This window comes from Tsukamurella sp. NPDC003166, from assembly GCF_040611135.1.
Classification (GTDB): domain Bacteria; phylum Actinomycetota; class Actinomycetes; order Mycobacteriales; family Mycobacteriaceae; genus Tsukamurella.
Genome location: NZ_JBEXNL010000004.1, coordinates 259,360 through 280,502, shown reverse-complemented (window position 1 = coordinate 280,502; position 21,143 = coordinate 259,360). Strand labels below are relative to the sequence as shown.

The following is a 21,143-nucleotide window of genomic DNA, read 5'->3' as shown; positions in this document are numbered from 1 at the left end:
ATGCGCGTCCTGCTCGTCTCCTGGGAGTACCCGCCGGTCGTCGTCGGCGGCCTCGGCCGGCACGTCCACCACCTGGCGCTGCAGCTGCGCGACCAGGGGCACGACGTGGTCGTGGTCTCCCGGCAGCCCACCGGCACCGACCCGCGCAGCCACCCCACCTCGGACACCGTGGTCGACGGCATCCGCGTGATCATGGCCGCCGAGGACCCCCTGGCCCTGGACTTCGGCACGGACATGATGCCGTGGGTGCTGTCCATGGGGCACTCGATGCTGCGCGCGGGGCTACGCCTGGCCGGGTACAACCCGACCGCGGGCGAGGACGCCCTGCACGGCGCGGGCACCGTCGGGCGGCCCTGGGTGCCCGACGTCGTGCACGCCCACGACTGGCTCGCGGCCCACGCGGCCGTCGGGCTCGCCGAGGCCTTCGACACGCCGCTCGTCGCCACGATCCACGCCACCGAGGCCGGCCGGCACAGCGGCTGGGTGTCCGGCCCGGTGAACCGGCAGGTGCACTCCACCGAGTGGTGGCTCGCCAACGAGGCCGACGCGGTGATCACCTGCTCGCGATCGATGTCCGACGAGGTCGGCCGGCTGTTCGGGCCCGGGCTCGCCCAGCTGCACACCATCGCGAACGGCATCGACTCGTCGCTGTGGCCGTTCCGGGACCGGTCCTCGGCCGCGCGGTCCGGGGCCCGACGGGGCGCCCCCCGCCTGCTGTACGTCGGCCGGCTGGAGTACGAGAAGGGCGTGCAGGACCTCGTCGCCGCCCTGGCCCGGGTGCGCCGCACACACCCCGGGACCACGCTGACGGTGGCCGGCGACGGCACGCAGGCGGCGTGGCTGCGTGAGGTCGCGCGCGAGCACCGCGTGCTGCGCGCGGTCGAGTTCACCGGCGCCCTCGACCACGAGGAACTCGTCGCGCAGCTGCACTCGGCCGACGCCCTCGTGATCCCGTCGCGCTACGAGCCCTTCGGCATCGTCGCCCTCGAGGGTGCCGCGACCGGCATCCCCGTCATCGCCACCACCGCGGGCGGACTCGCCGACTTCGTCCGCACCGGCGAAACGGGCGTGTCCGTCGAACCCGCCGATGTGCCGGGCCTGACCGCGGCGATCCGCGAGGTTCTCGACGATCCGGCCGCGGCGCACCGTCGGGCCGCCGCAGCGCGCGCCGAGGTCGAGGAGTTGACCTGGGACGCCGTGGCGCGCGAGACCGCGCAGGTCTACCTCGCCGCGAAGCGCCGGCCGCGCACGCCGCTCGGGCGGCGCGTGATCGACGAGCGGCCGCTCCCCGAGCGGGACCCCACCAACCCGGTGTAGGCGCGTCTCCGGCGGATCGACGTACTGACCAGCAAAAGATGCACGATCGAAAACCTTGTGGCACCGTCGATTCATGACCCCTTTACCAGTGGTCGCCCGCCGCAACTTCGTTCGATTCACGGTGGCATGATCGCCCAGACGGGCGTACCATGAAGGTATGGCCATACCGGAGGCATTACGCAGTCTACCTGGGGAATTACTCCCCCAGGGGCTCGCTGATGTTTCCGGCGAGCGTGGCGTTTCGGAGGTTCTGTTCGAGCATCGACGGTTCGAGGGTGTGGCGTACTGCCGCACGATGACGGGCCTGTACGCGCTGCAGCGCGTGATGTACGCCGATGACGAAGCGGAGTATCTCGCAACTGAAGGGGCGTTGGCGTACAGCGATATGGTGGCGGCGCGGCGTCGGCTCAACGCGGCGGAATCGGCGCTCAAAGCACAGGTAATGATGCTGCTGCGCGTCGGGCCCGCCGCCGCCGAACACGCGATCGCAACCGCGATCGGGCTGGTCGAACGCACCCCACGGCTGCTCGCACTGGTCGGGGAGAACGCGCTGTCCCCGAAAGCAGCGGAAACCGCGCTGGGACGCGCGCGGGTTCTCACCGACCCGCAGGCGCGACAGTTCGACGAAACACTCGCCGAACGACTCTCCAGGGAGCTGGAAGTGCTATCGCTGCCCGCATTGCGGGAAGCGGCGGACCTGATCACGAAGCAACTGGACCCCGACGCGGCAGAGAAACGTCGACGGTTGGCCGAGCAGGACCGGCGGATCACATTCCGACCGGAAGCCGACGGAATGGGCGCGGTGTTCGCCATGCTGCCCGCAGCCGAGCAGCAGGAGCTGCGCGCGCGGGTGGAGCACATCGCGACGACGGTGTGTGATGACGACCCCAGGTCGGTGCCGCAACGCCAGTCCGACGGGTTCATGCAACTGCTACGCGGGTACTCCACGCTGGGGTGTGAATGCGAATCCGAGGGGTGCCGTTACCAGCGTGCCTGCTACGCGGGGGAACCCGACGCCGACGGTGTCATCACCCGGTTCATCACGATGATCAACGTGGTCCTCAACGAACGTGACCTCCCCACCCCCGCGGTGCCTGCCGTCGACACCACCGCCGCTGCTGCTGACGCTGCCGAGCCCACCGCAGATGCTGCTGCCGTGGACCAGGCCGAGGAGCCCGAGGGTGAGCCCGCCCGCGATACCGCCGCCGGGCGGGCCGCTGAGGGCGGGGGTCTGGGGTACCTGATCGGATACGGGCCGATCACCGCAGACCACGCACGGGAACTCGTCGCCCGCGACGATGCCAGAATCCGGCCGTTCGGGCAACGAATCCCGGACGAAGAGATCTCCGGCGAGGTGATCCCCGGCATCGAGGACGCCGATGAGGGGGTCTCCGATTCGGCCGACTTCGACGGCCAGGACATCCCCGCCGAGGAGTCGAACGACCTCGCCGCTGCCGCCGACTCCGACTCCAACTCCAACGCTGGCTTCGGTGGTGGGGCCGCGCGGTGGGGACGACCGTTCCCGCCCGGCGTGATCGACATCCAGTGGGGCCGCGAGTGGAAGCAGATCGTTCGCCACCTCCAAACCCCCGACCATTCCGACCCCGACGATCCTGGACCGGATGATTCCGACCCCGACGATCCTGGACCGGATGATTCCGACCCCGACGATCCTGGGCCTCATGGTCCCGATTCCGGTGGTCCCCGGTCGGGTGGTCCCCGGTCGGGTGGCCACGATGGTCCCGGGCCAGGTGACGGCGGCCCGAGTGAAGGCGGCCCGGTTGATGGCACGGGAGGCGGTCCCGGTCGCCCCGACGGTCTCGATCCCGGTCCCGCGGGCCCACTCGCCGACCGCGGTCCCGGTCGCGTGGATCCGCCCATCGACCGGGTGCGTCCGAACCTGGCCCGTGCGCACGGCACGCGGGGTTACCGACCGACCGCGGACCTACGCCGCTATCTACGGCTGATCTACCCGCGGTGCGTGTTCGCGTACTGCAACCGGCCCGCCGCACGCGCCCAGCTCGATCACGGCACCGAGTTCGACCACCACGACCCCACCGCCGGAGGGCAGACCACCGCCGACAGCATGCAACCGCTGTGCATCGAACACCACCACGTCAAGACCCGCGGCGAATGGGTCGACGCCCGACTGCCCGACGGCCGAATCCTCTGGACCGCACCCGACCAACGCCGCTACATCGTCGACCCCACGAGCACCGTCCTAGCTCTGTTCCCCGACCTGGCCCGCATCGACTGGACCCGCCCCGAGAGCGGGGACCAGGGTGCCGGTCGGGGGCGGGGTCAGGACCGGGATGGCTCGCCGCAGCCCGGCGGACTCACTCGCCTGCAACGCGAACACGCCCGCCGACAACAACTCCGCGAGCAGTACGCCGACGCCGCCGCCCAGGACATCGCCCTCGCCGACGCCGCGAAACGCGCCGAAAGCACCGTCGAACAGCGGATCACCGCAGCCCTGGGCGCCCCACCCGCGCCGCCGCCCCGGCCCTCGGATGACGCCCCACCGCCCTTCTGACACCCACTGGGACGCGACGACCTACGCGACGAACGCCCTATCGCCTGGTCAGCGCCGTCAGATCCAGTCTGACCGGGTGCCCTGCGACATTCAGCACCTGGACGCCCGCGAACTCCCCATGACTTCGACCTCGGCGAGCGGCGCCAATCGGCGCGGCAGATCCTCCTCCAAGCAGGCCGGCAACCGGTGCAGCGCGCGCTGATGAAAGGCGTATCCCCTGGGTGACAGGGTGCGCCCGCTCGACGACCTCGATCTTCAGTCGCTCGTCCTCGGGAAGCTCACACCGCTCGTCGAAGGTGTACAAACGATCGCTCATCACCGGCATCGTCATGATCTCCCCCTCGCCTTGCGACGTCACTGCAGGGTTGCACGGCCCACTGACGAGTTCAGGTCGTCGGTGGGCGCACCGCGTGGATCATTCTGCGGGCAGTCCGCGGGCCTCGGCCTTCTTGCGCTCGATGTCGGCGAGGGCGCGCTCGAGCTCGGCGCGCTCGGCGATCGACGCCTCCCACATGTCCTTGCGGTTCTTGACCACGCGCGCGGGCGATCCGACGGCGATCGAGTAGGGCGGGATCTCGCCGCGGACCACGGCATGCGCGCCGAGGACCGTGCCGTGCCCGATGAGGGTGTTGCGCGTGACCGTGACCTTCGTGCCGACCCAGGTGTCGCCGCCGATCCGGACGGGGCCCTTGACGATGCCCTGGTCCTTGATGGGGATGTTGATGTCGTCCATCTTGTGGTCGAAGTCGCAGATGTAGCACCAGTCCGCGACGAGCGACGCCGGGCCGAACTCGATGTCGAGGTAGCAGTTGACCACGTTGTCGCGACCGAAGACCGATTTGTCGCCGATGCGCAGCGAGCCCTCGTGGCAGCGGATCTTGTTCGAGTCGCCGATGTGCACCCACCGGCCGATCTCCATCCGGCCGAGGCCCGGCGTCGCGTGGATCTCGACGTTCTTGCCGAGGAAGACCATGCCCTTGAGCACGATGTGCGGGTTGGCCAGCCGGAACTTCAGCAGACGGAAGTACCGCACCAGGTACCACGGCGTGTACGCCTTGTTCTTGAGTACCCAGCGCAACGACGCGGGCGTCAGGAACCGCGCCTGCTGATCGGCCTGCCGGGCGTGCCGCCACCGCGATCGATACGGGGCGTTCCACATGCTCGTCATGCCCGCGAGCCTATCCGGCGGGTGCGCCCCGCAGGTCCGGTACGCCTCCCGCGCTAGTCTGTGGGGCGGCCGGACGTCCGAGGCACAGGTCGAGCAGAGGAGACACATGCGGTTGGGTAGGCGCGCGCGCACGCTGGGCGCGACGGTGGCCGCCGCAGCGGTCCTGGCCTCGTGCACGCCGGACACCACCTGGGTGTACGCGGACGATTCCGCCGCCTGGCCCGGCATGTACGGCGACTCCCGCAACAACTCCTACGCCGACCGGGACGCCGCGTCGTCGCTCGTCCCGGCCTGGACCCGCGACCTCGCCGGCCCCAACACGGCGGCGCCGGCCATCTCCAATCGCGGTGTCCTGTCCGTGACCGCCCGCACCGACGCCGGGTGCACCACCTTCAGCCTCGAGCTCACCGTGGGCCGCAAGACCTACTGCCGGCGCGACGCCGCGGGCGCCGACCTGCAGGCACCCGTCGTGGACCAATTCGAGTACACCTACCTCGGCGTCCCCGGCTGGCTCTACAGCTTCAACCCCGACAATCAGGTCCGCTGGCGCTACCCCACGGCGGGCACGCCCCTGTGGATCAAGCTCGCGGGCGACAACACCGTCCTCGCGGTCACGCACCTCGGGCAGATGGTGCTCGTCGACTCGCACGACGGGACCGCCGCCGGCGCCGCGATCGGCCTGCTCCCGGAGGTCTCCGCCAACGACAACGGCGGCGGGATCGCGGACTGTGCGACCAACGGGCCCGGTTGCCCCGTCTCCGGGCCGCCCGCCGTCGACACGAGCGCCGAGCGCGCGTACGTCGTCGTCGGCGGAACGAACGGCGCACCGTCGAAGGTGACGGCGGTCGACTACGGCAAGACCGGAAGCAGGCACGACCTGCGCTACGCGTGGGAGCGCAAGGACCTGCCCGACGGTGCCGTCGGCTCGCCCGCGCTCTCGGCGGACCGGTCCACGCTGTACGTGAACCTGCGGGGCAAGAAGCTGGCCGCGCTCGACGCGAAGACCGGCGCCACGAAGTGGACCCACGACCTCGGGTACCAGAACACGCTGCCCCCGTCGGTCTCGCCGGACGGGACCATCATCACGGCCGCGCCCGGCCTGCAGCGCGCATCGTTCATCGCACTGCAGGACGAGGGGAGCAGCGCCCGCGAGGTGTTCAAACGCACCGACGTGGCGATGATCTCCCCGGCGACGCAGATCCGCGGCGGCATCGGTTACGCGGTCGTCCGGTCCTGGGCGGGCGTGCAGTCGCAGCTCATCGAGTTCCGCACGGACACCGGCACGACGCTGCGCACCTTCGACCTGCCGGACTCGGTCAAGTCCGCCTCGGGCGTCTCGATCGGGCCCGACGGTGAGCTGGTCACCGTCGGCAACGACGGCACCGTCTACGCCTTCACCTCCGGTCGCCGGACCGGCGACAGCGTCGCCAAGAACTGACGCGCCCCGCGACGGGCTACGCTGGGCCCATGGTCCGGCAGCCCCTCACCCCCGAACAGATCGCCGCGGGTCGGCGCCTCGGGGCTCGGCTGCGCACGGCCCGCGGCGCCCGCAGGCCCGACGAGGTGGCGCGCGCGGCCGGGATCTCGCCGGAGACGCTGCGCAAGATCGAGACCGGCCGGATGGCGACCCCCGCGTTCGGCACCGTCGTCGCGCTGGCGGCTGTGCTCGGCGAACCCCTGGACGGGCTGGCGGCGGAATACCTCGACGCGGAGCGGTTCAGCCCCACCGGTTAGCGCGTGGTATTTTAATACCATGATGGAGCTCAAAACCCCCGCCGAGATCGCGAAGATGCGCACCACCGGCATCTTCATCGCCGAGCTCCTCGAGGAGCTGACCACGATGGCCGAGCCCGGGATGAACCTCATGGAGCTCGAGTACCGCGCGCGGACGATGATCGAGGACCGCGGCGCCGCCTCCTGCTACTGGGACTACGCGCCGTCCTTCGGCAGCGGCCCGTTCCGCAACGTGACCTGCCTGTCGGTCAACGACGCCTGCCTGCACGGACTTCCGTACGAGTACGTCTTCGAGGACGGCGACCTGCTCACCGTGGACATCGCGGTGTCGATCGACGGCTGGGTCGCGGACGCCGCCCGCAGCGTGAGCGTGGGCACGGCGCGCGAGGAGGACACGCGGCTCATCCGGGCCACGCGCGAGGCGCTCGATGCCGCGATCGACCACATGCGCCCGGGTACCAAGCTGGGCACGGTCTCCGCGGCGATCGGCGAGGTGGCGAAGGCGTACGGCTACCCGGTGAACACGCAGTTCGGCGGCCACGGCCTGGGCCGGACGATGCACGAGGACCCGCACGTGCCGAACACCGGCAAAGCCCGCAAGGGCATGCTCCTGCAGACGGGGACGACGCTGGCGCTGGAGCCCTGGTTCTGCGCCACCACCGACAAGATCGTCTTCGATCCGGACGGCTGGACCCTGCGCTCCGCCGACGGTTCCCGCGCCGCGCACAGCGAGCACACCGTCGCGATCACCGAGGACGGTCCGCTGGTCCTCACCGCCCCCGCGTAGCCGCTCCCCGCCGAGCGCCGACGACACCCCCACTCCGCCCGACCCCGCGGCATGCCGCGGGGTGCGCCTGCGCGCCCTCTGCACCCATAAGTCATCCAGTGTTGACTTCGTCGCGCCGACTCCCTTGCATTGAAGTCATCAGTTGGTGACTTCAGGGAGGGCGCGTGGCGAACACGGGACGGACGGGGCGGCGCCCCGGCAAGTCGGACACTCGCGCGGAGATCCTGGCGCAGGCGCGGACCTTGTTCGCCGAACGCGGCTATCCGGACACATCGGTCCGCGCGATCGCTGCGGCCGCGGGGGTCGACGCGGCCCTGGTACACCGCTTCTTCGGCACGAAGGAACAGCTCTTCCACGCCTGCCTCGTCGTCCCGTTCGACCCCACGGCGATGTTCCACGAGATAGCCGCGCACGGCCCGGACGAGACGTCCGTTCGCCTGGTCCGCGGATTCCTGGCGCTGTGGGACTCGCCGGAGACCGGCCCAGCGCTCACCGGATTCTTCCGCCGGGCACTCGCCGAACCGGAGACCTCGGCCGCGTCGCGCGACTTCTCGAGCAGCGCCGCCGTGACGACCGCCGCGGCGGCGCGGGCCCTCCTACCCGGAGCCTCGGAGGCCGAGGCCCAGCGGCGGCTGAGCCTGGTGCTGTCGCAGATCTTCGGCCTGCTCACCACACGCCGACTCCTCGGCATCGAACCGCTGACCAGCTGGGACGCTGACGACCTGGCCGCGGCAGTCGCCCCGGCGATCACCCACTACCTGTACGGCGAACTGCCGCCCGAGAAGGAGAACGACCAATGACCGAGCTGATCCACTGGTGGCTCTCCGTGTGGCTGTGGGTCACGACCGCGATCGGTATCGCGTTCGTGGTGCACATCGCGCGAAAGTGGAACACCTGGGGCTGGGGTGATCGCCTCACCTCGATCACCGTCGTCTGGCTCGTGGCCCATGTGTGGGAGGAGTGGGTGCTGCCGGGCGGCTTCCACTTCATCTACAACGGCGACTCGGCGAACCCCGACCGGTATCCGATGAGCGAGCTGACCGACATGGTCACCAACTTCGGGCTCATCGTGATCCCCATGCTCATGCTGCTGCGGTGGGGCGCGCGCACCGTCGGGCCGATCGCGGCGATGTTCTTCTGCCTTCTCGAGGTCGGGGCGCACATCCAGCTGGCGTTCCGCTCGCTCGACGAGTTCGGCGACCGTGGCCAGACCCTCTGGTACGCGCCGGGTCTGGTGACCGCGCTGATCGGCTACCTGCCACTGCTGATCGCCCTGATCGTGTACCTCGTGAGGACCAGGCCGCGCCCCACGTGGAAGCAGTGGATCGCCGGCTTCCTGATGTTCGCCGCGTTCATCGCGGTGTTCATCTTCGGCGCCGAGTCGCTGCTCAAGGACCCGAACTCGCCGTACCCGTACCCGAATCACGGCTACTACGATCAGTTCGTCGGGAAGTAGCGCGTGTCGGGGCACCGTGGCTGCGCCGGTATCGACACGATGGCCGCGCATCGTCGGGTCATCCGATCGGATGAATCCGGTGCCGTCCCGCCCCACCTGGAAAGCCCCGCTCGTACGATCCGCTCATGACCGCTCGACGCTCGTCCACGACCTTCGCGCTGACGACCGCTCTGCTCGCAGCGTCCGTCGCGGGATGCGGCGCGAGCAGCGGCTCGACCGCGCCACAGACGGATGACGAGAAGATCTCCGCGCTCTACGCGAAGTTCTACGACGCGCTGCAGAACAAGGACGACGCGAAGTTCCTCCAACTCGTCTGCCCGCTGGTACGGCCGGACATCAAGCCCTCCGACTGGTACCGCGACGCGGCGAGGATCCCCAAGCCCGCAACGACGGTGTCCGAGAGCTACATACCCACCACCGCGACCACCGCGGCCCCCGGCGCCTCACAGTGGCGACGCATCACCAGCGTCGGCGGCGAGAAGCTCCAGATCCGCATCGCCAAGCTCGACGCGGACTGGTACGTCTGCGAGACCTGATCCCCACCGCCCGCCGGCCGCGAGGACCGGTCGCGCCTCAGCGCTGAGCGCCGATGAGCACCCGAGCGGCCTCCCGCGCACCGTCGACCACGCCGTCCGGGCCGAGGATGGCGGCGGTGGTGAGCGCTCCCTCAGTGAGCAGGCCGATCTGGATCGCGACGCGCTCGGGCAGCCCGGCCTCGGCGACCAGCGCCGACAGTTCGTCCTGGTAGCAGGCCTTGTTGTGCACGGCGGCGTCGGCGACGGTCGGTGATGTCGCGCCCAGCTCGCCGTAGCTGTTGATGAAGGAGCAGCCGCGGAAGTCGTTCTCCGCGAACATCTCGTCCAGCCAGTCGAAGACGGCGAGCACCCGCTCCTCCGGGGCGACCGCCCGGTCGACGTACTTGTGCAGTCCGTCGGTCCAGCGCCGGTCGCGAATGCTCAGCACCTCGGCGACGAGTGCATCCTTCGAGGGGAAGAGCTTGTAGATCGCCTTGAGCGACACCCCCGCGGCGGTGCGGATCTCGTCCATCCCGACGGCCTGGATCCCCTTACCGTAGAAGAGCTTCTCCGCAGCCTCCAGAACCGTCGCCCGCTGCTGGTCCGCATCCATCTTTCCACCACCCCTTGACACGAGAACGATCGTTCCCCTACGGTAGCACTCAGCGCGAGAACGAACGTTCTCCGCAAGAGTCGAGAAGGAGCAGATCATGAGTAGGACCGTCCTCGAGCCCGCCGCCCAGGCCTTCGCCGACGCCACCGCCAACCCGCCCTACCTGTTCGACCTCGGCCCGGCCGAGGGGCGCAAGACCGTCGACGACGTGCAGTCCGACGAGGGAGTCGCGCTCCCCGAGGTCGACGAGGAGTGGATCACCGTGGCCGGCGGCCCGACCGGCGAGGTGCGCACCCGCATCGTCCGCCCCAAGGGCGCCACCGGCGTGCTGCCCGTCATCTTCTACATCCACGGCGCCGGCTGGGTGTTCGGCAACGCGCACACCCACGATCGCCTCGTCCGCGAGCTGGCCGTCGGCACCGGCGCGGCCGTCGTCTTCCCCGAGTACGACCTCTCCCCCGAGGCGCGGTACCCGATCGCCATCGAGCAGAACTACGCCGTCGCGCAGTGGGTCGTGAACTCCGGCGCCGAGAAGAAGCTCGACGGCACCCGGATCGCCGTCTCGGGCGACTCCGTCGGCGGCGACATGGCGGCCGTCCTCGCCCTGCAGGCCAAGGCCCGCGGGGATGTGAAGCTGGCCGCGCAGGTCCTGCTGTACCCGGTCGTGGACGCGGACTTCGAGACCGGCTCGTACCACGAGTTCGCCGAGGGCTACTTCCTGCGCCGCGACGCGATGCAGTGGTTCTGGGACCAGTACACGACCGACGAGGCGCAGCGCGCCGAGATCTTCGCCTCGCCGCTGAACGCGACCGTCGAGCAACTGCAGGATCTGCCGCCCGCCACCGTCATCACCGCCGAAGCGGACGTCCTGCGGGACGGCGGCGAGGCCTACGTCACCAAGCTGCGCGAGGCGGGCAACCAGGTGACCGCCGTGCGCATCGGCGGGGTCATCCACGACTTCATGATGCTCAACGCCCTGCGCGAGACCCACGGTGCGCAGGCCGGATTCGACCTCGCGATCAGCGCGCTGCGCCGCGCTCTCATCGCGTGAGCCTCGCCTGAGTCACCGCCGGAACACCGGCTCCAGCCGAGTCAGCGCCTCCTCGATCTCGGCGGTCGCGCCGGCGAAGCTGAGGCGGATGAACCGATCACCCCGGGCCGTGTCGAAGTCCAGGCCCGGGGTGATCGCGACCCCGGTCTCGTCCAGAACCCTTGCACACCAGGCCAGCGAGTCGTCGGTGAGGTGACCGATGTCGGCGTACACGTAGAAGGCACCGTCGGGCGGCGCGACCTCGGTCACCCCCAGCTCCCGCAGCCCGGCGAGCACGATCTCACGGTTCCGCGCGTACCCGGCCACGTGCCCGTCGAGCTCCTCGCGTGCCTCGTCGGAGAACGCCGCGATGGCGGCGTACTGGCTGATCGCGGGCGGGCAGATCGTCATGTTCGCGGTGAGCCGCTCGACGGGCCGCCGCAGGTACTCGGGCAGCAACATCCAGCCCAAGCGCCAACCCGTCATCGCGAAGTACTTCGACACCGAGCCCATCACCACCTGTTCGCGGGAGAACTCCCACGCGCACGAGGTGGGTCGCCCGTAGCTGACGCCGTGATAGATCTCGTCGGAGATGAGCAGCGTGCCGTGCGCCTCGCACCAGCGCGCCAGGCCCGCGAGCTCCGACGGTGCCAGGATCGTCCCGGTCGGGTTCGCCGGGCTCGCGACGATGAGCCCCTTCGGTGGCTCGGGGAGCGCTTCGAGCATCGCCACCGTCGGCTGGTAGCGGGTGTCCGCCCCGCAGTCCAGCTCGACGATCTCACAGCCCAACGCCTTCAACGTGTTCCGGTACGCGGGGTAGCCGGGTCGCGCCATGACGACGGTGTCCCCCGCGTCGAAGGCGGCGAGGAAGATCAGCGTGAACGCGCCCGACGAGCCGGTGGTGACGGCCACCGCCTCCGGCGGGACGGCCAGCCCGTAGGCGCGGCCGTAGTGCGCGGCGATGGTCTCCCGCAGGGGCGCGATCCCCAGCGACTCGGTGTAGCCGAGCGGCCCGGCATCGAGCGCCGCGTGCGCCGCGGCGAGCACCGGCTTCGGCGCCCCCGCGCTCGGCTGGCCCGCCGCCAGCGAGATCACGTTGCCGTGCGTCTCCCGGCGCCGCGCCGCAGCGGCGAGCACGTCCATGACGTGGAACATCTCGACATCGGAGCGCTGCGATTCCTGCATGCGGTCCATGGTGTCACCCCGGACGAGCACGGCCGGAACCGATCGCCGCCCCCGTGCGTCCAATTGATGAGGAGGTGGAGCGATGCCTGCGCAGGCGTGGGTCACGTTGGCGGTCGGGATGTTCGCCGCGATCGGTGTGCTGATCTCGTGGCGGCAGAAGGTCGACGCCGATCGCCGGGCCGAGTGGTGGCGACGGGTCAGCTGGGCGTTCGAGCAGGTGCTCAGCGGCGACAGTAATCGCGAATCATTCGGCTGGGAGGTTCTCGTGCGTCTCAGAGACTCGAAACTGGCGACACCGGAGGACAAGGTGATGTTCCAGTCCCTTGCCGACCGCTGGATCGTCGGCGATGATGTGGGCACGACCGTAGACGGAGGGACGCTGTGAACGAGCCGACCGAGGTGGCGCGGCAGCGCGCGCGTGACGCCTACTGGCGGACGGTGGCGCGACGAACGGCAGCACACCTCGCCCAGGACCTGAGCAAGGAGACCGGCGTCCCCATCAGCGCGGCTGTGCAGCGCGTTCTCGACGAAGAGGCCCTCGAGAACGCGAAGACCGCCTGATCAGCGCGTCGGCCGCGTCAGGAACGCAGTCACCTCGCGGCCGATCCGCGTGATCACCACCGTCATCGGCTGCGAGCCCTGCAGCTTGAGACGTTTGCGCAGCACGTCGGGATCCACGCCGGCCCCGCGGGTGAGGATCTCCACCGAGCCCACATCGCGGCGGCGCAGCTCCGCGCGCAGTGTCTTGTCCGTGAACTTCGCGACATCGAGGATCTCGAAGCCGCGCTCCCCCTCCGGCACCGCATCGCCCGTCAGATAGGCGATGTGCGGGTCCAGCTGCCAGAGCCCGTGCCGCGCAGCGTAATGCCGGACCAGCCCGGCGCGGATGACGGCACCGTCGGGCTCGATCAGATACTTCCCCGCAGGCTCCGCGGGCACGTCGTGCGCGTCGGACGAGAACACCTCGTAGCCGCCCCCGCCGGCGCGGAGCACCGTCGCCCTGGTCAGCCCGGGGACGGCGACGGGCCCGGACCAGAGGCAGGCCTCGCGGACTCCGCCGTCGAGGGAGACGACCTCGACCTCGCCGTCGAAACCGTCCCGGCGCAGGGCGTCGTAGTCGATGCCGGGCGCCGTCTTCACCGCCAGGGACCGGCCGGCGTAGGCGGCGCGCAGGGCCGAGAGCGCGGGCGACATCTGTTCCGGGTCGACGATGCGCCGCCCGCCGGCCCGGCGCGCGGGGTCGGCGATGACGACATCGGCCGTCGAGGTCGGCGTGAGCGCGTCGGCGACGAACACCAGGGCGCGCGGCACGTTGTGCGCGGCCATCCGCGCACGCAGTGGGTCCAGGTCGCTGCCCACCACGCGCGGGCACACCTGCACCAGCGCACGCAGTTCCGCGCCGATCGAGCAGGTCACGTCGTGCACCGACAGCCACGCCAGGCGGCGGGCGCGGTGCTCCGCGACCGCCGACGGGGTGGCCTGCTGCACCGCTTCGTCGGTGAGCAGCCAGGTCCCGATCTCACTGACGTCGCCGAATTTGCCAGCCGCACGGCGGCGGGCTCGCACCTGCTCGATGACCGCCGGGGCGTGCGGCCCCGCGAGGCCGCGCACCGTCGCCACATCCGACAGCAGGGACGCGTCCGTCAGGGCGAGACGGTCCGCCGCGGCCACGGCCGCGGCACCGTCGGCCGTGCGGAGATAGGCGAGATCGGCCCCGTCCAACTCGACGCGACCGGGCTACTCGGGCTTGGTGCCGGTGATGGCCAGGTTGTAGAAGAACTTGCGCGGCACCACGCGGCGCAGCACGTTCTCGTCGAGCGCGGACAGCTTCTTCCAGCCGCCGAACGCGAACCCCGCCCAGCCGAAGCCGAGCTTCTCCGGGGGCACCGCCGCCTCGAAGGTACGCACCGGCCACCCCAGGAAGGCTGCGGTGAACTCGTCGGTGGTGGCCTTGACCTCGACGGCGCCGGCGCGGGCCGCCATGGCCTCCATGTCGTCGGGATCGAAGGTGTGGATGTCGACCACGGCCTCGAGCGCCGCGGCGCGCGAGGACTCGTCGAGCTCGGCCTGCGGGCGGCGCCAGTCCGCGAGGAAGGGCAGCTTCGTCGCGTTGGTGGTGATGCCCCAGGTGATGCGGCCGAGCCAGCGCGCGTAGAAGTCACCGATCGTCGTGGGCTCGCCCGCGAAGACGAACCGGCCGCCCGGCTTGAGCACGCGCAGCACCTCGCGCAGCGACTGCTCCACGTCGGGGATGTGGTGCAGCACCGCGTGGCCGACGACCAGGTCGAAGGTGTTGTCCTCGTACGGGATGGTCTCGGCGTCGGCGACGCGACCGTCGACGGTGTGGCCGAGGGCCTCACCGTTGCGGAGGGCCACCTTCACCATCCCGGGCGAGAGGTCGGTGACCGAGCCGGTCTCCGCGACGCCCGCCGACAGGAGGTTGAGCAGGAAGAAGCCGGTGCCGCAGCCCAGTTCCAGGGCCCGGCCGTAGGGCTTCTCGTTGTTCCCGCCGGTGGCGGCCTCGAAGCGGTCGCGGGCGTAGTCGATGCACCGCTCGTCGAAGCTGATGTGCCACTTCTCGTCGTACGTCTCGGCTTCCCAGTCGTGGTAGAGCACCTGGGCGAGCTTCGTATCGGAGAACGCGGCCGCAACCTCGTCCGCGGTGGCGTGCGGGTTGGGGGCCGGCTGCTGGTCGGTCATGGAGGCCTTTCGCGAAGATTGTTCCCGTCAGGTTACCGCCCGGTCAGTTCACCGCCAACCCGCGTGATGAGAACAGGTTCTCCCCGCTGCCCTCCGTGCCGTGCTCCCGCGGCCACGCCGCCGCTCGCGCCCGGCAGGGCCGCTCTCGTGGCTACCTACCCACGAACTCCGCCTTGCCCGGACCGTTCTCGATGAACGAGGTCATGCCGATGGTCCGGTCCTCGGTGGCGAACAGGCCGGCGAACAGGTGCCGCTCGATCGCCAGGCCCGTGTTCAGGTCGGTGTCGAGGCCCTGGTCGATGGCCTGCTTCGCGGCCCGCAGCGCCTGCGAGGCGGCGCCCGAGAACTGCTTCGCCCAGGTCAGCGCGGCGTTGTAGACCTCATCGGGCGCGACGACCTCGTCGACGAGACCGATCTGCAGCGCCTCGTCGGCGCCGACGAACCGGCCCGTGAAGACCATGTCCTTGGCCTTCGCCGGACCCACCAGGCGGGCGAGCCGCTGCGTGCCGCCGCCACCGGGGATCACGCCGAGCAGGATCTCCGGCACGCCCACCTTGGCGTTGTCGCCGACGATCCGGCGGTCGGCGCCCAGCGCCACCTCGAGGCCGCCGCCCAGCGCGTACCCGGTGATGGCGGCGACGGTCGGCTTGGTGATCGACGCGATCGCCGACAGACCGCTCTGCAGCAGCGCGATGGCCTCGCTCATGTCCGTGTAGCCCATCGCCTGCATCTCCTTGATGTCCGCGCCGGCGGCGAACACCTTCGGGCCGCCGTACACGACGACGGCCTTGATGTCGTCGCGGCGGTTCACCTCGGCGGCGAGCGCCAGGAGCTCGGTCTGGACCTGCGAGTTGATCGCGTTCATCGGCGGCCGATTCAGGCGGATGGTGCCGATGCCGGGGTGCTCGTCGGAGGTCTCCAGGGTCACGAATTCAGTCATGACCCAAGAGGTTACCGGGTGCCGGAAAATTTAGTTGGACGTCCACGTAAATCCGGCGGGCGCGACGGTCAGTCGATCGTCGAGCCCGCGGCGTACTCCGCCCAGCCCGGGAATCGTCGCTCCTCGCGCGTCATCCCGTCGACGATGGCGACGGGCGTCAGGTCCGCCGCCTCGGCGGCCCAGCCCAGCACGTCCTCCACGGTGTCGAACGGCAGCAACTGGAACAGCTGGGAGTAGGTGGGCGCCATGAGCTTGTTGCGTCCCGCGAGCCACGCGTCGATCACGGCCTGCGGCGCGTGCCAGCCCGCCGACACCGCCTCCGTGGTCACGCACCGCGCCTCCTGCCCGGCGGGCAGGGCCGCGAGGTAGAACATCGTGTCGTAGCGGCGGGACCGCCCGGGCGGGGTCACCCACCGCGACAGCGGCACCAGCGCGTCCGGGTCGACGCGGACGCCGCACTCCTCCTGCGTCTCCCGCGCCGCGGTCACCGTCAGATCCCCGTCGTCCGACGGCTCGATGCCGCCGCCCGGGAACACCGTCACGTCGGGCGCGAACTCCATCCCGCTCGCCCGGGTCTGCACGAAGACCTCCAGGCCCGACGGTGCCGTCCGCAGCAGCAGGACCGTGGCCGCGGGGCGGATGGGGACGTCCGGGAGAGAGCGAGGGTGGTGGGCACCTTCACCACGGCCGCCCGTCGACGATGCGGCACCGTCGTCATGGCCCTGCGCAGACACCGCGCCCTCCGTGCGGCGGGCCTCCGCCGCCTCGTCGCCACTCATGCCTGCAGCCTCCTCCGGCCGGGACGCGACGCTCTGCGTGCGAAGTAGCGGCCGTCCACCTCGTCGAGCAGGATCCGCTGGCTGAAGGTCTCCGAGAGCACCTCGGCCGTGAGCACGTCACCGATGAGCCCCTGCGCGACGACGCCGCCCTCTTTGAGCAGCAGGGCGTGGGTGAACCCCGGCGGGATCTCCTCGACGTGGTGCGTCACGAGTACCGTGGCGGGCGCATCCGGATCCTGCGCGAGCGTATCGAGCCGGGCGACCAGTTCCTCGCGTCCCCCGAGGTCCAGGCCTGCGGCCGGCTCGTCGAGCAGCATGAGCTCCGGATCGGTCATGAGGGCCCGGGAGATGAGCACGCGCTTGCGCTCGCCCTCCGACAGCGTGCCGAAGCGACGGTTCGCGAGGTGCTCGGCGCCCATGGACTCGAGCACGTCCACCGCGCGGCTGATGTCCACGGCGTCGTACCGCTCGCGCCACCGGCCCAGCACCGCGTAGCCGGCCGAGACCACCACGTCGGTCACCAGCTCGTCGTCGGGCACGCGCGCAGCGAGCGCCGCCGTGCTGACGCCGATCCGGGCCGTCAGGTCCTGCACCACGGTCTTTCCCAACACCTCCCCGAGGATGTGGGCGGTGCCCGCCGTCGGGAAGACCTGCGCGGACGCGAGGCGCATCAGAGAGGTCTTGCCCGCGCCGTTGGGGCCGATGACGACCCACCGCTCGTCGAGCTCCACGCGCCAATCGATCGGGCCGACGAGGGTGCGCCCGTCGCGCCGCAGACTCACCCCACGGAAGTCGACGAGCAGGTCCTGGTCGGGTTCGTCGGCCTCGGCGGGTGCGACGGCGGGGGCGGTGGAAACAGCAGCGGGATCGGACACATCACCATCCTGCCGCACGGGGTCGGTCGCGGTTGGCAGGATGGTCCCCGTGTCCACAGACCACCGCTCCCCTTCTCCCGGCGCCGCCACCCCGCTCGGCGCCCTTCCACTGCCCGGCGGCGTGAACTTCGCCGTGCACGCGCCCCGCGCCACCGACGTGTGGGTGTGCCTCGTCGATGTCGACGAGGCGGGGGCCCGGCACGAGCAACGGCTACGGCTCCCCACCCAGACCGCCGGCGTGCACCACGGCTTCGTCGCCGGGATCGGCGAGGGCGCGCGGTACTGCCTGCGCGCCGCGGGCCCCTGGGAGCCGGAGATCGGACTGCGGTTCAACGAGCACAAGGCCCTCGTCGACCCGTACGCCCGCAGGATCGACGGTGCGCTCGGCGACGGGGCCTCATTACTGCCCTACGGGGAGGACGGCGGACCGTCGGACATCGATTCGCTCGCCGACATCCCCCTGTCCGTGGTCACCGGGACGCCGCCGGCGCCCGAGCCCGGCCCGGGCGTGCCGTGGGACCGGACGGTGATCTGCGAGGTGCACGTGGGCTCGTACACGGCGCGGCATCCCGGCGTGCCCGAGGAGCTGCGCGGCACGTATCTCGGCCTGGCACAGCCCGCGGTGCTCGAGCATCTGCGCCGGATCGGCGTCACGGCCGTGGAACTGCTACCGGTACAGGCGTGCCTCACGGAACCCGGCGTGCGCTCGCGGGGCATGCGCAACCACTGGGGCTACTCGACGGGGGCCTACTTCGCCCCGGATCCCCGGTACGCGGCGCGGCCGGGCCAGGAGGTCGAGGAGTTCACCGCGATGGTCTCCGCGCTGCACGCGGCCGGGCTGGAGGTCCTCATGGACGTGGTCTACAACCACACGGCGGAGGAGTCCGTCGCCGGGCCGTCGCTGGCCTGGCGCGGTCTCGACGCCCCCGGCTACTACCTGCTGGAGAACGGCGACGACCTGGACTACACCGGGTGCGGCAACACCGTCGACTGCGCGTCGCCCGCGGCGCTGCGGATGGTGCTCGACAGCCTGCGCCTGTTCGCCGGCGAGTACGGCGTCGACGGATTCCGATTCGACCTCGCGAGCGTGCTCGGCCGCGGCCGCACCGCCACCGGCCCCCAGGGCCCGGTCATCCCGTTCGACCGCCGCGCTCCCCTGCTGTCGGCCATCGCCGCCGACCCGCTGCTGGCCTCCCGCAAGCTCATCGCCGAGCCCTGGGACGCCACGGGCGAGGGCTACCAGGTGGGCGGTTTCCCGGCGGTGTGGGCGGAGTGGAACGACCGCTACCGCGACACCGTGCGGTCCTTCTTCGCGGGCGGCAGCACCGTGGGCGACCTCGCCTCGCGCGTGTCCGGCAGCCAGGACCTGTTCGGCGCACAGGGTCGCTCGCCCTTCTCGTCGATCAACTTCGTCACGGCCCACGACGGCTTCACCGTCCGCGACCTGGTGAGCTACGAGCGCAAGCACAACGAGGCCAACGGCGAGCGCAACCGCGACGGCACGGACAACAACCACTCCGTCAACCACGGATTCGAGGGCGGCACCACCGATCCCGCGATCCTCGCCGCCCGCGCGGCCCACGTCCGGGCCCTGCTCGCCACGCTGCTGCTGTCCACGGGCACGCCGATGCTCCTCGGCGGCGACGAGCTGGGGCACACGCAGTACGGCAACAACAACGCCTACTGCGTGCCCCTCGACACCCCTGCGGCCGACGCCTTCGCCGTGGACTGGGACGCCGCCGACGCCGACCTCACCGCCTTCGTCGCGCGGGTCACGACGGTGCGGCGGGCGACCCCGGTGCTGCGGCAGCACGAGTTCTTCGACGGCCGTGCGACGCAGGACGGCGAGCCCGACCTCGCCTGGTTCGCCGCCGACGGTGCCGAGATGCCCGGCGACGCCTGGCAGTCGCCCGAGGTCCGGACGCTGCAGGCCTGGGTCGACGGCGCCGACGTGCGCGCCCCGGGCCACGACCGGGCCGTCCCCGAGAAGGACGCGCTCATCATCTGGCACTCCGGCGGCGACGCCGTCGTGGTCCTCGGCGGGCCGGAGACGTGCACGCACGGCTGGGAGCTCATCGTCGACACCTCGCAGCCGGGGGGCGCGCCCGCCGACCGCGCGGACGGCGATCCGGCGGTGTTCGGCCCCCGTGCGGAGGTCACCGTCTCGGGGCCGACGGTGCTGGCCTTTCAGCAGGTATGACCGAGCGGCCCGGCGATCGGGCCGGGCGCCGGACTCAGCCGTCGATCGGCACGCGGCGGACCTCGCCGTCGACGGCGTCGGCGGCCTCGATCTCGTCGCGGGTGACGCCGAGCACGAACAGCACCGCGTCGAGGTACGGATGCGACAGCGCCGCGTCGGCGACCTCGCGCAGCGCCGGCTTGGCGTTGAACGCGACGCCCAGGCCGGCGGCGGAGAGCATGTCGATGTCGTTGGCGCCGTCGCCGACCGCCACCGTCTCCTCCACCGGCACCCCGAAGGCGTCGGCGAACTCGCGCAGCGCGCGGGCCTTGCCGGGGCGGTCGACGACCTCGCCGACCACGCGACCGGTCAGCACACCGTCGCGGACCTCGAGGGTGTTGGCGCGCACGAAGTCCAGCTCGAGGTCCTGCGCCAGCGGCTCGATGACGGCGGTGAAGCCGCCGGAGACCACGCCGCAGCGGTACCCCAGGCGCTTGAGCGTGCGGATCGTGGTGCGGGCGCCGGGCGTGAGCTGCAGGCCCGCGGCCACGTCGTCGATGACCGACGCGGGCAGGCCCGCGAGATTACGGACCCGGGCGTGCAGCGACTGCTCGAAGTCGAGCTCGCCGCGCATGGCGGCCTCGGTGACGGCCGCGACCTCGGCCTCCTTGCCGGCCCGCGCGGCCAGCATCTCGATGACCTCCCCCTGGACCAGAGTGGAGTCGACGTCGAAACAGATCAGCCGCTTCGACCTGCGGGCGATGCCCGCACGCGAGGTGGCGATGTCGACGCCCTGCTCCTTCGCGACAACGGCCAGCGACGCGCGGAAGGCGGTCTCGTCTGCACCGTCGGGAACGGTCACCATCAGCTCGAGGGCGGTGACGGGGTAGTCGGCGACGCCGGCGATCGACTCGATGTTGACCGCGCCGGCCGCGAGGGCGGTGGCGACCGCTGAGAGCGCCCGCGCGCTGACCGGCGCACCCATCAGGACTACCGCGTGCGTCGGGACGGGCGGACGGGGCGGCTGCTCACCGGTGATCTCGACGGCCACGTCCATCCCGACGGTGGCCATGGCCTGCTCGACGAGCTCCTGCACGTGCTCGGGGTCGCCGTGGACCGCGGCGAGCACACCGAGCGTGAGCCGCCCCCGGATGACGGTCTGCTCGACGTCGAGGACGCTGACCTCGCCGCGCGCCAGGACGCCGAACAGGACGGAGCTGACGCCGGGCTTGTCGCCACCGGTCACGGTGATGAGGATCGTGGGGTCCGAGGTCGCATCGTGCACGGTGAGATCGTAGTGGCACCAGGTGCAACGACGAACGGCGCCTCCCG

Annotated in this window: 22 protein-coding genes; 12 read left to right on the top strand and 10 right to left on the bottom strand. The window is 71.1% G+C overall.

The annotated features are described in order from the left end of the window. Together ABZX10_RS07305 and ABZX10_RS07300 are read left to right on the top strand one after the other, a co-directional pair. Window positions 1-1,317, top strand: coding sequence for a glycosyltransferase family 4 protein (locus ABZX10_RS07305; protein ID WP_355536500.1), 1,317 nt, complete (start codon window positions 1-3; stop codon window positions 1,315-1,317). 295 nt (window positions 1,318-1,612) lie between these two features. Further along, window positions 1,613-3,850, top strand: a complete 2,238-nt coding sequence (locus ABZX10_RS07300; protein WP_355536497.1) for a DUF222 domain-containing protein — start codon at window positions 1,613-1,615, stop codon at window positions 3,848-3,850. Between the two features lie 37 nt (window positions 3,851-3,887). Here ABZX10_RS07300 and ABZX10_RS07295 read toward each other — a convergent pair whose 3' ends face one another. Both ABZX10_RS07295 and ABZX10_RS07290 read right to left on the bottom strand, forming a co-directional pair. Then, the gene (locus ABZX10_RS07295; protein ID WP_355536494.1) at window positions 3,888-4,181 is read right to left on the bottom strand and encodes a hypothetical protein; all 294 of its coding nucleotides are present in this window, start codon (window positions 4,179-4,181) and stop codon (window positions 3,888-3,890) included. An 84-nt stretch (window positions 4,182-4,265) separates the two neighbouring features. Beyond that, window positions 4,266-5,018 carry an acyltransferase gene (locus ABZX10_RS07290; RefSeq protein WP_355536491.1) on the bottom strand — a complete coding sequence of 251 codons (753 nt, stop codon included), beginning with the start codon at window positions 5,016-5,018 and terminating at the stop codon, window positions 4,266-4,268. Window positions 5,019-5,124: 106 nt separating this feature from the next. On the opposite strand from ABZX10_RS07290, the gene ABZX10_RS07285 reads away from it, so the two are divergent. The 6 genes from ABZX10_RS07285 (at window position 5,125) to ABZX10_RS07260 (ending at window position 9,531) form a co-directional block, all read left to right on the top strand. Further along, the gene (locus ABZX10_RS07285; protein WP_355536488.1) at window positions 5,125-6,456 is read left to right on the top strand and encodes a PQQ-binding-like beta-propeller repeat protein; all 1,332 of its coding nucleotides are present in this window, start codon (window positions 5,125-5,127) and stop codon (window positions 6,454-6,456) included. Window positions 6,457-6,485: 29 nt separating this feature from the next. After that, on the top strand, window positions 6,486-6,752 hold the full coding sequence (locus ABZX10_RS07280) for a helix-turn-helix transcriptional regulator (protein WP_355536485.1): 267 nt from the start codon (window positions 6,486-6,488) through the stop codon (window positions 6,750-6,752). Window positions 6,753-6,771: 19 nt separating this feature from the next. Further along, window positions 6,772-7,539 carry a type I methionyl aminopeptidase gene (gene map, locus ABZX10_RS07275; RefSeq protein WP_355536482.1) on the top strand — a complete coding sequence of 256 codons (768 nt, stop codon included), beginning with the start codon at window positions 6,772-6,774 and terminating at the stop codon, window positions 7,537-7,539. Between the two features lie 164 nt (window positions 7,540-7,703). Continuing rightward, on the top strand, window positions 7,704-8,339 hold the full coding sequence (locus ABZX10_RS07270) for a TetR family transcriptional regulator (protein WP_355536479.1): 636 nt from the start codon (window positions 7,704-7,706) through the stop codon (window positions 8,337-8,339). Next, entirely contained in the window at window positions 8,336-8,995 is a 660-nt protein-coding gene (locus tag ABZX10_RS07265) for an HXXEE domain-containing protein (RefSeq protein WP_355536476.1), read from the top strand. The genes ABZX10_RS07270 and ABZX10_RS07265 overlap by 4 nt, the downstream gene beginning before the upstream one ends. Before the next feature lie 125 nt (window positions 8,996-9,120). Next, on the top strand, window positions 9,121-9,531 hold the full coding sequence (locus ABZX10_RS07260; protein WP_355536473.1) for a hypothetical protein: 411 nt from the start codon (window positions 9,121-9,123) through the stop codon (window positions 9,529-9,531). A 37-nt stretch (window positions 9,532-9,568) separates the two neighbouring features. Here the strand turns inward: ABZX10_RS07260 and ABZX10_RS07255 are convergent, their stop codons facing one another. Beyond that, on the bottom strand, window positions 9,569-10,123 hold the full coding sequence (locus tag ABZX10_RS07255) for a TetR/AcrR family transcriptional regulator (protein WP_355536470.1): 555 nt from the start codon (window positions 10,121-10,123) through the stop codon (window positions 9,569-9,571). A 97-nt stretch (window positions 10,124-10,220) separates the two neighbouring features. On the opposite strand from ABZX10_RS07255, the gene ABZX10_RS07250 reads away from it, so the two are divergent. Next, window positions 10,221-11,174 (top strand): alpha/beta hydrolase, encoded by a 954-nt coding sequence (locus tag ABZX10_RS07250; RefSeq protein WP_355536467.1) that lies wholly within the window; start codon window positions 10,221-10,223, stop codon window positions 11,172-11,174. A gap of 12 nt (window positions 11,175-11,186) precedes the next feature. On the opposite strand, the gene ABZX10_RS07245 is transcribed toward ABZX10_RS07250, so the two are convergent. Then, window positions 11,187-12,347, bottom strand: coding sequence for a pyridoxal phosphate-dependent aminotransferase (locus ABZX10_RS07245; RefSeq protein ID WP_355536464.1), 1,161 nt, complete (start codon window positions 12,345-12,347; stop codon window positions 11,187-11,189). 73 nt (window positions 12,348-12,420) lie between these two features. On the opposite strand from ABZX10_RS07245, the gene ABZX10_RS07240 reads away from it, so the two are divergent. Together ABZX10_RS07240 and ABZX10_RS07235 are read left to right on the top strand one after the other, a co-directional pair. Continuing rightward, complete coding sequence (locus ABZX10_RS07240; protein ID WP_355536461.1) at window positions 12,421-12,723, top strand: hypothetical protein; 303 nt, start codon at window positions 12,421-12,423, stop codon at window positions 12,721-12,723. Further along, the gene (locus ABZX10_RS07235) at window positions 12,720-12,899 is read left to right on the top strand and encodes a hypothetical protein (protein WP_355536458.1); all 180 of its coding nucleotides are present in this window, start codon (window positions 12,720-12,722) and stop codon (window positions 12,897-12,899) included. The genes ABZX10_RS07240 and ABZX10_RS07235 overlap by 4 nt, the downstream gene beginning before the upstream one ends. On the opposite strand, the gene ABZX10_RS07230 is transcribed toward ABZX10_RS07235, so the two are convergent. From ABZX10_RS07230 to ABZX10_RS07210, 5 genes are all read right to left on the bottom strand, one after another. After that, on the bottom strand, window positions 12,900-14,060 hold the full coding sequence (locus ABZX10_RS07230) for a class I SAM-dependent methyltransferase (protein ID WP_355536455.1): 1,161 nt from the start codon (window positions 14,058-14,060) through the stop codon (window positions 12,900-12,902). A 15-nt stretch (window positions 14,061-14,075) separates the two neighbouring features. Next, window positions 14,076-15,038, bottom strand: coding sequence for a class I SAM-dependent methyltransferase (locus ABZX10_RS07225; RefSeq protein WP_355536452.1), 963 nt, complete (start codon window positions 15,036-15,038; stop codon window positions 14,076-14,078). A gap of 151 nt (window positions 15,039-15,189) precedes the next feature. Continuing rightward, a complete protein-coding gene (locus ABZX10_RS07220; protein WP_355536449.1) occupies window positions 15,190-15,978 on the bottom strand; it encodes an enoyl-CoA hydratase-related protein in 789 nt (262 codons plus the stop codon). Between the two features lie 68 nt (window positions 15,979-16,046). After that, window positions 16,047-16,757 carry an NUDIX domain-containing protein gene (locus ABZX10_RS07215; protein ID WP_355536446.1) on the bottom strand — a complete coding sequence of 237 codons (711 nt, stop codon included), beginning with the start codon at window positions 16,755-16,757 and terminating at the stop codon, window positions 16,047-16,049. After that, window positions 16,754-17,632: an ABC transporter ATP-binding protein gene (locus ABZX10_RS07210; protein ID WP_355536443.1), complete on the bottom strand. Its 879-nt coding sequence runs from the start codon at window positions 17,630-17,632 to the stop codon at window positions 16,754-16,756. The genes ABZX10_RS07215 and ABZX10_RS07210 overlap by 4 nt, the downstream gene beginning before the upstream one ends. 40 nt (window positions 17,633-17,672) lie before the next feature. On the opposite strand from ABZX10_RS07210, the gene glgX reads away from it, so the two are divergent. Continuing rightward, on the top strand, window positions 17,673-19,832 hold the full coding sequence (gene glgX / locus ABZX10_RS07205) for a glycogen debranching protein GlgX (protein ID WP_355536440.1): 2,160 nt from the start codon (window positions 17,673-17,675) through the stop codon (window positions 19,830-19,832). Window positions 19,833-19,866: 34 nt separating this feature from the next. Here glgX and serB read toward each other — a convergent pair whose 3' ends face one another. Next, entirely contained in the window at window positions 19,867-21,096 is a 1,230-nt protein-coding gene (gene serB, locus ABZX10_RS07200) for a phosphoserine phosphatase SerB (RefSeq protein ID WP_355536437.1), read from the bottom strand. Between the last annotated feature and the right edge of the window lie 47 nt (window positions 21,097-21,143).